Source organism: Streptomyces hamibioticus, assembly GCF_047946815.1.
Lineage (GTDB): Bacteria > Actinomycetota > Actinomycetes > Streptomycetales > Streptomycetaceae > Streptomyces.
In genome coordinates, this window is the sequence record NZ_JBKKQY010000001.1 from 3,928,670 (window position 1) to 3,940,312 (window position 11,643).

5 protein-coding genes are annotated in these 11,643 nt (G+C 72.1%); all 5 read left to right on the top strand.

Features of this window, described 5'->3' with window-relative positions:
* The first annotated feature begins 38 nt into the window (after positions 1-38).
* Genes ACLGIH_RS17725 through ACLGIH_RS17745 form a run of 5 tightly spaced genes read left to right on the top strand, consistent with a single transcriptional unit; the run spans position 39 to position 11,437 of the window.
* Positions 39-3,983: a BREX-2 system ATPase PglY family protein gene (locus tag ACLGIH_RS17725; RefSeq protein ID WP_416526212.1), complete on the top strand. Its 3,945-nt coding sequence runs from the start codon at positions 39-41 to the stop codon at positions 3,981-3,983.
* Entirely contained in the window at positions 3,980-6,718 is a 2,739-nt protein-coding gene (gene pglZ / locus ACLGIH_RS17730; RefSeq protein ID WP_416526213.1) for a BREX-2 system phosphatase PglZ, read from the top strand. Before ACLGIH_RS17725 ends, pglZ begins: the two co-directional genes overlap by 4 nt.
* A complete protein-coding gene (brxD, locus tag ACLGIH_RS17735; RefSeq protein ID WP_416526214.1) occupies positions 6,715-8,061 on the top strand; it encodes a BREX system ATP-binding protein BrxD in 1,347 nt (448 codons plus the stop codon). Before pglZ ends, brxD begins: the two co-directional genes overlap by 4 nt.
* Entirely contained in the window at positions 8,058-10,256 is a 2,199-nt protein-coding gene (locus tag ACLGIH_RS17740) for a DEAD/DEAH box helicase (protein WP_416526215.1), read from the top strand. The genes brxD and ACLGIH_RS17740 overlap by 4 nt, the downstream gene beginning before the upstream one ends.
* Positions 10,257-10,306: 50 nt before the next feature.
* The gene (locus tag ACLGIH_RS17745; protein WP_416526216.1) at positions 10,307-11,437 is read left to right on the top strand and encodes a dihydrofolate reductase family protein; all 1,131 of its coding nucleotides are present in this window, start codon (positions 10,307-10,309) and stop codon (positions 11,435-11,437) included.
* Positions 11,438-11,643 lie beyond the last annotated feature (206 nt).

Below are 11,643 nucleotides of genomic sequence, written 5' to 3' on the forward strand. Positions count from 1 at the left end.
GCGGCCGGGCGGGACGTTGTGGGAAGCAGGGGCGGCTGATGGCCAGGGGCGGCGGAAATGTCGTACTGAGGGACGTTCTCGACATCAAGGAGGACGCCCACGCCGGCGACTTCAAGATCGAACTGTCTCGGGGGTTCGGCGACGCCTCGGCCGGCTCCGTGGCGGACTATGTCGTCACCGAGCAGCTGGCCAAGGAGTTCGACAAGGCACTGCGGCTGGTCCGCGGCGCCGTGCGGAAGAGCAGCTCCTACGCCGCCTACCTGCACGGATCGTTCGGTTCCGGTAAGAGCCACTTCCTGACCGTGCTGCACGCCGTGCTGAACGGCGAGCCGTCCGTCCAGGCCAAGCCCCGCCTGCGCGAGGTCGTCGCGGAACACCGCGAGTGGCTCGGCGGCCGGAAGTTCCTCATGGTGCCCTACCACCTGATCGGTGCGGCCAACCTGGAGTCCGCCCTGCTCGGCGGCTACGTCAAGACCGTCCGGGCGCTCCGCCCCGACGAGCCCGTACCGACCGTGTACAAGTCGGACGCGCTGCTCGCCGACGCCCGCACCCTGTGGAAGTCCATCGGCGACGAGGCGTTCATCCGGCTCCTGGCCACCGCCGTCACCGCCCCGGCGGCCGGGGACGGCCTCGCCCCCATCGGGGCCGGTGCCGGAGGCGTCCTCGCGCCCATCGGCGCCGGAGCCGCCGCCGCGCCGTGGACGGCGGAGGATCTCAAGGCCGCCTTCGCCGCGCCCGCCGGCGACCCGGGCCGTGAGCGGCTGGTGTCCGCCCTCGTCAACGGGCACATGAAGTCGTACGCCGGCGGCGCGGACGGGTTCCTGTCCCTCGACGACGGCCTCAGCGAGATCAGCAAGCACGCCCGCAGGCTCGGGTACGACGGCGTGGTGCTCTTCCTCGACGAACTGATCCTCTGGCTGCAGGCGCGGATGCGGGAGCGGACCTGGGTCAACGAGGAGATCCAGAAGCTCGTCAAGCTGATCGAGTCGGACAACCCCGACCGGCCGGTGCCGATCATCTCCTTCATCTCCCGCCAGCGCGACCTGTCCCAGCTCGTCGGCAAGGACATCCTCGGCTCCGACGTGCAGAACATGGAGCAGGCGCTGGAATACCTCAAGGAGCGCTTCACCGTCATCAACCTGGAGGACCGCAACCTCCCGGAGATCATCAAGGAGCGGGTGCTCAAGCCGAAGCCGGGCCAGGAGGAGGTCCTGGAGGCTGCCTTCCGGGGCGTCGACAAGTCGAACCAGCAGGTCAAGGACGTCCTGCTGGACGACAAGGGCGTCACGAACGCCGACTGGGAGGACTTCCGTGCCGTCTACCCGCTCTCGCCCGCCCTGCTGAACGTCCTCGTCGCCCTCTCCGGCGCGCTCCAGCGCGAGCGCAGCGGTCTGAAACTCGTCCAGCAGCTGCTGGAGCGGAACGCCGACGCCCCGCTCGGGAGGCTCATTCCCCTCGGCGACCTGTGGGACGTCCTCGTCGACGAGACCGGGGCCGCCTTCACCGACCAGCTCGCGCACGAGGCGGAGGCCGCGAAGAAGTTCCACGCCAAGGCGCGCCAGCACCTGCTGAAGAAGTACGGCCGCGCGGATCACCCCGACTTCCTCGCCGACGACCGCTTCGTCAAGACGCTGCTGCTCGCCGCCCTGGCCCCGGAGGTGCCCGCGCTGCGCAGGCTCACCGGAGGGCGGCTGGCCGCCCTCAACCACGGGTCCGTGCACTCGCGGACCGTGCCGGTCGGCGACAAGGTCGTCGAGCGGATGGCGGCGCTGCAGGGCGAGTTCATCACCGAGGTGCGCACCGAGGGCGACACCGACCCCGTCTTCTCGCTGCACCTGTCCGACCTGGACATCGAGCCCCTGCTCGGCGCCGTGGTCGGCGAGGACAAGGACGGCGTGCGCCGGGTGTGGGTGCGCGACCGGTTGTGGGAGCTGTTCGGTGTCCGGCGCGGCAAGCAGGACGAGATCGTCGACCAGAAGGACATCGTCTGGCGCGGCACCAAGCGGACCGTGGAGTTCGTCTTCGGGAACGTCTGCGACTCCCGGAAGCTGTCCGACGAACAGTTCAGCCCCGCCACCGACGGCAGCATCCGCTTCGTCGTCGACTACCCGTTCGACGAGGATGACGACCGGTCCCTGTCGTACGACTACCAGCGGGTCAAGGAACTCCAGCAGAACGGCGTCGAGGAACCCACCCTCGTATGGCTCGCAGACTTCTTCTCCGAGCAGCGCAAGGCCCAGCTCGGCCGGCTGATGCGGATCTCCTTCCTGCTGGAGCGCAACCGGCTCGACGAGTTCACCCGCAACTACGCGCCCGACGACCGCGCCAAGATCCGGCGGCAGCTGGAGATGGGCCGGGACAACCTCACCCGCACCCTCGTGGACTCCCTGGGTGAGGTGTACGGCATCGCCCAGCCCCGGGAGGGCACCAAGGGCGCCGAGGTGGTCGGCGGGCGGCACGTGCTCTCGTTGCTGCCCGCGTTCCAGCGGCCCGAACCCGAGGGCGGCAAGACGTTCGCCGACAACGTGCAGCACCTCGCCGACGGCGTGTTCTCCGCGCTGTACGACAAGCACCCCGACTTCGGACCCGACCCGCGCAGCGGCCAGCGCAAGGCCGTCACCGTGGGCGAACTGCGCACCACCCTGGAGTGGATCACCCGGGCCATGGACGAGGAAGGCCGGGCAGAGATCGACAGCAAGCAGGACCTCGCCACGGTCAAGCGCATCGTGGAACCCCTGGAGATCGGCACCGTCCACGACGGACCGCTGGTGCTGCGCGCCGACTGGCGGACCCGGATCAACCAGGCCGCCGCCAAGCACGGCGAACGGGAGCTGCTGGGCGTCGAGAACATCCGCCGCTGGATCGCCGAAGACCTGGGCTACCAAGGACTCGACCGGCAGATCGAAAACCTGGTCATCGCCGTGTACGCCCTGCTCGACGACCGCGCCTGGGAGCGTTACGGACAGCCGGAGAGCGCGGCGCCCGACCTGACGGCCATCGGCCCCGGCTGGTCCCTGCGCGCTCAGCCGCTGCCCGACAAGGACGTGTACGAGACGGCCCGGGACCAGGCCGCACGCCTCTTCGGTATCCCCTCCAAACCGAACCCGTACGCGCGCCACGTCAACAAGCTCGCGGACGACGTGCGCAGCAAGGCCGGGAAACTGGAGGACGACGTCGCGGCCGTCCGCGCCACCCTGGACCGGCACGCGGCACTGCTCGGACTCGACGGCAGCGATCCGGCCCCGCGCACGAAGGTCCTGCGGGAAGCCGCCGGGCTGCTGGCCCGGCTCGGCCGGCACGCCACCGACGCCACCGCACTGGTCGAGGAACTCGCCGGCCTCTCCTACGAGACGCCCGCCCGGGAACTGGCGCACGCCATGGAGAGCGCCGAGCAGGTCCTGGCGGTCCTGGACGCCACCGACTGGCGGCTGCTCAAGAGCGTCCGCGAGCTGACCGGCCGGGACGACAGCGTCGGCGACCGCGCGAGCCGGCTCCTCGCCCAGCTTGCCGAGACCGGGCGTGCCTCCGAGTTCGAGCGGTCGCTGGTACCGGTGCTGAGCGGCGTTCGGGAGACGGCGATGGCCGTCGTCGACGCGGCGCTGAAGGTGGAGCGGGCCGTCCCGCTGCCCCCCGAGCCGCCCGTCCCGGGGCCTGCCCAGGTGTCCCTGACCGACCACGGAGACCCGGACGTGCCCTCGCAGCCCGTCCTCCCGCGCCCCGCCGCCGGGGAACCGGACGTTTCCGCGCCCGACAGGACGGGGGGTGCCCGCGCCGTACCGTCCGCCCGCGGCGTCCGCCGGGTCATCGGCGCCGGGAGCAGCGGCCTGGAGAACCTGATGACCGAGCTGGCAGCCGTGCGCCGGGAGATCGAGGAGTTCCGCGCCGGTCACCCGGACACCGAGGTGGAGATCATCTGGCGGGAGGCCGACGGCAGCCCGGGGGCCGTCGAGGAGAGCGGCGGCGATGCCGGAGGCAGGCGTTGACGACTACGCGACCGGTCGTCGGACGGCGTGCGATCGAGGTCCTGCTGCAAGCCGAGCTGCCGGGCGCCGGAAACCGGCGGCTGATGCTGGTCGACGCCGTCTACGAGGCGCGCGGCCAGGAGACCGAGTTCGCCGTGCGCATCGACGGCCGGACCCACTGGGTCCGGGTGAGCGACCAGGACTCCGTGCTCGGCATCACCGACGCCTGGCGACGCCACCGCGCCGAGGCCAAGGCGGACGGCACCGACGTCTTCGTCGTCACCGGACAGGTCCCGGCCGACCAGCTCGGCTGGGACCTCAGGGCGCATGCCCTGCGTCACCACCCGCTGGCCGTGGATCGCGCCGACATCGTCAAGCAGCTCTTCGGCGCCGCCGACCTGGACACCCGTATGGCCGGCGAACGCTGGCTCCTCGACGCCCTGCTGGAGGCCGAACCGGTCGACGGCTGGCCGCGTGCCGGTGCCCTCCTCACCCGCGACCGGGCGGTGCGGGCACTGATCGCCGCACGGCTCGGACTCGGTGACACCAGCGCCGACACCCTCGACCTCGACGCCGACACCCTGTTCACCTGGTCCCGAAATCCGGCCGGACCGGCACGCTTCGCCGCTCTGCCCCCCGCCGAACGCGACGGGATCGGCGCCTGGCTCGCCCAGACCGTCGGCTTCGCCGCCCCCACCCTCCTGGCCCTCGCCGCCGACGGACGAGGCTCGGACGCTCTCCCCCTGGGGGCGCTCGCCTCCGCCGCACTGTCGTCGACGTCGGCCGAGGCGGCAGGCTTCGCCCTCGGCACCCTGTTCGGCTCGGCACTGAGTTCCTTCGATGCGCTGCAGCCCTTCGCCAACGCCGCCACCGGAGTCCTCAGCCGGTGGATCGCCCAGGCCGAAGGCAGCGGACCGCAGCGCACCGAGGCCAGGGACCGCGTTCTGGACGTCCTCGACCGCGCCGACCGGCTCGCCGCCGATGCCCGGCTCAGCCCACTGATCGGCGCGGACCGGCTGCTCCCGTCCGGCTACCAGGCACGGCTGCGGCGACTCGCAACCACCCTGAACGGGCCCGCGGCACCCGCTGAAAGAGCGCTGCGCGAACTGACGGAGCACCAGCTCAGCGGCCTGTACGCCGAGTCCACCGAGACCGCGCGAACCGCAGTCCGGCTCGTGCGGTGGATGCAGGCACCGCTGCCGGCAGTGGAGTCTGTGGCTCACGGCGTACGTTCTCACCTTGGCTCCTCCGGCTGGGCAGACCTGGCCGTCGGGGTACTGGCCGAGGGAGAGACCTCGTTGGACCCCGCCGTAGCGGACGCCTACCAGCGGCTGATAGCGGCCGTACGCGCCCGCCGCGCCCGGCTCGACGAGGCGTTCGCGAACCGGCTCGTCCGGTGGACGGAGAACGCCTGCCAGCAGGCACCCGGCGGTGCCCTGCTCATCGAAGACGTCCTCGCCGAGGCGGCGGCGCCGCTCGCCCGCGACGGAGGCAGGCCGCTGATCCTGGTTCTCGACGGCATGAGCGCCGACATCGCCGTCCAACTCGCCGGTGAGCTGGACCGGCGGGTATGGACAGAAGTGGTGCCCAAGCCCCGTGAGGGCAGCCTGGCGGCCCGGCAGGCCGCGGTGTCGATGCTGCCATCGGTCACCCGCACCAGCCGTGCCTCGCTGCTGTGCGGCCACCCCGCCGAGGGCGGGCAGGACAGGGAGCGGGCGGGGTTCGTCGCCTTCTGGAAGAAGCGTCACCGGGGCGCACACCTCTTCCACAAGGGCGGCTTCGAGGGACCTCCCGGCCACCGGCTCGCCCCCGAACTGCTCCAGGCGCTGGCCACCGACGACATCGTCGCGGTCATCGTCAACACCATCGACGACGCGCTGGCCGACGGCCGGGAAGGCGCCCGTGGCCGGTGGTCGCTGAGCGACATCGCCAGACTGCCCGACCTGCTCAACGCCGCACGCGACTACGGCAGGCCCGTCGTGCTCGTGTCCGATCACGGCCACGTCCTCGACCGCACCGCGCGCGGACAGCAGCCGTCCGTGGCCGACGGAGCACAAGGCGCCCGGTGGCGCACCGGCACCCCGGGCGACGGCGAGATCGCGGTGGCCGGACCACGGGTACGGACCCCCGGCGGCCGAGCGGTGCTGCCGTGGCGCGAGGACCTGCGCTACACAGCCCGGCAGGCCGGATACCACGGCGGCGCCTCCCTGGCCGAGGTCACCGTCCCCGTGATCACCCTCGTACCGTCCGCGGACCAGATCCCCGCCGGATGGACCCTGCTGCCGATCGAGCGTACCGCCCCCGGCTGGTGGCACGGCAGGGACGAGGACGCGCCCACCGAACCGGTGATCGACGCGGAGCCCGCGGCAGGCCGGACCCGTCGGGCCAAGCGTGAGCCGCAGAGCGAGGGCATCTTCATGGTGCCCGGACAGGGCACCCCCGGAGAACGGACCGTGCAGTCGGCCCCGTACAAGGCGCAACGCGAGTTCGTACGTCTCGCCCCGGCCGACAAGGCGGTCGCCGCCGTACTCGACGCGCTGCTCGAGGCGGGCGGAAAGCTGTCGCCCGGTGCAGTGGCGGCGGCGGCGCAGGCGGCCACCGGGAAATCGCAGCGCAACCCCGAGCGCTTCGCCACCGTGCTGGAACGCCTTCTCAACATCGACGGCTACCCCGTACTCCAGCTCGTCGAGTCCGGGCGCACCGTCCAGCTCGACAAGGCGCTGCTCGCCCAGCAGTTCCTCGGAGACAGGACATGACAGGCACGCACGTGGCAGGAACCGACATCAGTCTCGCCCGCCGACGCGACGTGATCGACGCCCTGCGGCGAGGCACCGTGCCACAGGCGGGCCTGGGCCTGTTCGCCGTCGGCCTGGAACGCTTCACGGCCGCCCTCGACGACGACCTGGCCACCGTGACCCGCGGCGGCTCGGCCTTCCACGCCCTGCGCGGCGAGTACGGCTCCGGCAAGACCTTCTTCGCGCGCTGGCTCGCCGAACGGGCCAAACGGCACGGCCTGGCCGTGAGCGAGGTGCAGATCTCCGAGACCGAGACTCCGCTGCACCGGCTGGAGACCGTCTACCGCAGACTCGTCGAACGCCTCACCACGGCCACCCACCCGCCGTCCGCCCTTCGGGCGGTGGTGGACTCCTGGTTCTACGCGCTCGAGGAGGAGGTCCTCGCCGGCGGGGACATCGCCGAGGAGGACGAGGCCGCACTGGCCGAGGCGGTCGACGAACTCCTGGAGCGCCGGCTCGCCGACGTCGCCCGCACCACGCCCGCCTTCTCCGCAGCCCTGCGCGGCTACCGGCGAGCCGTGGCAGCAGGGGACGGCGCAGCCGCCGAGGCGCTGATCGCCTGGCTCGGCGGGCAGCGGTCCGTGGCGGCGTCCGCAAAGCGGGCCGCCGGTGTGCGAGGCGACCTCGACCACTTCGCCGCCCTCGGCTTCCTCCAGGGCCTGCTCACCGTTCTACGGGACTGCGGGCACCCCGGGCTGCTTCTCGTCCTCGATGAAGTCGAGACGCTCCAGCGGGTGCGCAGCGACGTGCGGGAGAAGTCCCTCAACGCGCTGCGCCAGCTCCTCGACGAGATCGACGCCGGACGCTTCCCCGGGCTGTTCCTCGTCATCACCGGAACCCCTGCCTTCTACGACGGCCGACAGGGCGTGCAGCGGCTGGCGCCGCTCGCCCAGCGACTCGCCACCGACTTCACCACCGATCCGCGGTTCGACTCCCCGCGCGCCGTGCAGCTGCGGCTGCCCGGCTTCGATCTGACGTCGCTCGGCGAACTGGGCCGCAAGGTGCGCGATCTGTACGCGGGCGCCGCCCGCCATCCCGACCGACTCACCGAACGGGTCGGTGATCCCTACCTCGACGAGCTGGCGCGCGCGGTCACCGGGACGCTGGGCGGCAAGGCCGGCATCGCGCCCCGGCTGTACCTGCGCAAGCTCGTCGCCGACATCCTCGACCGGGTGGACGAGTTCGCCGACTTCGACCCGCGGGCCCACTACGCCCTCACCGTGAACACCGCCGAGCTGACGGAGACCGAACGGAGCGCGGCCACCAGCGCCGGGGACATCCCACTGGACCTGGACACCTCATGAACACAACCGGCGCCGGTCAGAGTGCATGCGGCGAGGAGGGAGCCGCGGACGTCTTCGACCTTCTCGACCCGGTCCTCGGCCACCACATCGTCAACTCCCTGGGCTGGCGCTCTCTGCGTCCCCTGCAAGAGGCGGCGACCGAACCGCTCCTGAGCGGCGAGGACGCGCTTCTGCTCGCCCCCACGGCCGGAGGCAAGACCGAAGCAGCCGTCTTCCCCCTCCTCACCCGCATGAACCGGCACGGCTGGAAGGGCACCAGCGTGCTCTACGTCTGCCCGCTCAAGGCCTTGCTCAACAACCTGCACCCACGGCTCCGCACCTACACGGAATGGCTGGGCCGCACCGCCGAACTGTGGCACGGCGACGTCACCACACCACGTCGGCGCCGAATCCTCGCCCAGCGACCCGACGTCCTCCTCACCACGCCGGAGTCCCTGGAGTCGATGCTGGTGAGCACGAAGGTGGACCACTATGCCTTCTTCTCCGGTCTGCGCGCCGTCGTGGTCGACGAGGTCCACGCCTTCGGGGGCGACGACCGTGGCTGGCACCTGCTGGCGGTCCTGGAGCGGTTGAGTCGTGTCGTGGGACGGTCGCTGCAACGGGTCGGGCTGTCGGCCACAATCGGCAACCCGCACCAGCTGCTGGCATGGCTCCAGGGCTCGGGAGAGCAGCGGCGCCCTGCCCGGGTCGTGGCCCCTCACCTCGCCGAGCCGTCCGGCGGCGGTGCGACGGCCGGGTCCTCGCCGTCCGCCGCGCCGCCTCCCGGCGACGTCGAACTGGACTACGTCGGTTCTGTGGCCAACGCCGCGACGGTCATCGCCGCCCTGCACCGAGGCGAGAAGCGCCTCGTCTTCTGTGAGAGCCGCCGAACGGTCGAGGAACTCGGCGAGCGCCTGCGGGCCAAGGGCATCACCACCTTCCTGTCCCACGCGTCGCTCTCCGTGGACGAGCGCCGGCGTGCGGAGGCCGCCTTCGCCGAAGGACGCGACTGTGTGATCGTCTCCACCAGCACTCTCGAACTCGGTATCGACGTGGGCGACCTCGACCGTGTCATCCAGATCGACGCCCCCTCCACCGTCGCCTCCTTCCTGCAACGCCTTGGCCGAACCGGTCGGCGCCCCGGCACCGGGCGTAACTGCCTCTTCCTCGCCCTCGACGGCGAAGGGCTGCTCTCCGCCGCTGCGCTCCTGCTCCAGTGGTCCCGCGGCTGGGTCGAACCGGTCGTCGCACCACCGGAGCCCCGCCACCTGGTCGCCCAGCAACTGCTGGGGCTGTGCCTGCAGGAACGGCGTGTCGGCGAGAACCTGTGGCAGGAGTGGTGGAACGGCATGGGTCCCTTCGGCCCCGGTGCGGCTCCCGTCGTGCGCCACCTCGTGGAACAGGGATACCTGGAAGAGGACGGCGGCCTGCTCTTCATCGGCCCCGAGGCAGAACGCCGCTACGGTTACCGCCACTTCATGAACCTCACGGCGATGTTCACCGCTCCGCCCGAGTTCACCGTGTACAACGGCCGCAGCGAGATCGGCCGCACCGATCCGGACCTGCTCACCGAGCACATCGAAGGCCCGCGCAAGCTGCTGCTCGCCGGGCGCAGCTGGCTGGTGACCTACATCGACTGGAGCCGGAAACGCTGTTTCGTCGAACCGGCCGACGAAGGCGGACGCGCCCGCTGGAGCGGCTTCGCCGCCGCACGCGTCCGGTCTTTCGAACTCGCCCGCGGCGCGCGTGACGTGCTGCTCGGCCAGGACCCGCCGGTCCGTCTGACGCCTCGCGCGACCGCACAGCTCACCGAGGTCCGCGCCCGGCACCTGCACACCGCCCACCCCGGCGGCACCCTCATCGCCCGGCACTCCGACGGCGACGTCCGCTGGTGGACGTGGGCCGGTCAGCGAGCCAACGCCACCCTCGCCGCATCCTTGCCGTCCGTCGTCATACCGCACCGGCGGGCCGACGACCGGTCCATCCGGCTCCGCGACGACGTCACTCCCGAGAGCTGGCGAACCGCTGTCAGAGAAGTGACCCCGGGACTGTGCCTGCCCGAGGTCGACGAGCGGGCCGTGCGGGGCCTGAAGTTCGGCGAAGCGCTACCGCACCGGCTCGCGGTGGCGACACTCGCCGCGCGCACCGCCGATGTGCGGAACGCCGGCCGGGTCCTGGCGGAACCAGTGCAATTCGTCCGGCTCACAGATACCTAGGTCGCCCCACCGTCCACCCATACCGTCCGCTCGCGTCCCGGAGCCCGCCGATGCCCCTCCCCCACGTCCTGCTGTCCGCGGCCGTCTCCCTCGACGGCTACCTGGACGACACCGGCCCCGAGCGGCTGCTGCTGTCCGGCCCGGCCGACTTCGACCGGGTCGACGAGGTACGGGCCTCCGTGGACGCCATCCTGATCGGCGCCGGCACCATCCGCGCCGACAACCCGCGGCTGCTGGTCAACTCGCCCGGGCGACGGGCCGCCCGGGTCGCCGCGGGCCGGCCGGAGTACCCGCTGAAGGTGACCGTCAGCGGCACGGGCGAGCTGGACCCGACGGCGAACTTCTGGCACACCGGCGGCGACAAGGTCGTCCTCACCACCGACCGGGGTGCCGAGCGGGCCCGGGCGCTGGGGCTCGCGGCCGACGTTGTGGCGCTGGGTGCCGAGGTGGAGTGGCGGGCCGTACTGGAGTACCTGCACGACGGACGGGGCGTACGGCGGCTGATGGTCGAGGGCGGCGGCACCGTCCACACCCAGCTGCTGCTCCAGGGCCTCGCCGACGAACTCCAGCTCGTCCTCGCGCCCATGCTCGTCGGCGACCCGGACGCGCCCCGCCTCTTCGGCCCCGGCGGTTACCAGCGCGGGCGGCTGCGCCTGGTGGAGGCGCGGCGGATCGAGGACGTCGTGCTCATGCGCTACGAGCCCACCGCCCCCGGCACGGGCAGCGCCGTGACCGCCGCCGACCGGCACTGGCTGGCGCTCGCCTGCGAACTGGCGGAGCTGTGCCCGCCGTCCCGGACCGCGTTCAGCGTGGGGGCGGCGGTGGTCGCCGCGGACGGGACGGAACTCGCGCGCGGGCACTCACGGGAGGGCGGTGACCCCGTCGTGCACGCGGAGGAGGCGGCCCTCGCCAAGGTCGACCCTCAGGACCCGAGGCTCGCGGCCGCCACGGTGTACAGCAGCCTGGAACCCTGCGCCCGCCGTGCCTCCCGTCCCGCGCCCTGCGCCCGGCTGATCCTCGACGCGGGCGTGCGGCGCGTCGTGACCGCGTGGCGGGAGCCGGACACCTTCGTGGCCGGCGCCGACGGCAGCGGGCTGCTGGCGGCGGGCGGCGCGGACGTGGTCGTCCTGGAGCAGTACGCCGAGCGGGCCAAGGCCCCCAACCGCCACCTCCTGGACTGACCGACCGCTGTGCCGTGGGCTGGCCGACCGTTGTTTTCTGGGGTGGCCGACCGTTGTGCCGTGGGCTGGCCGACCGTCGTCTCCTGGGGTGGCCGACCGCTGCTTCCTGGATCGACCGGCTGCCGTCTCCCGGGCCGTCCTGCCGTCGTCTCTTGGGGCCTGACCGCTGGTTCCTGGATCGACCGACCGCCGTTTCCCGGGCAGAC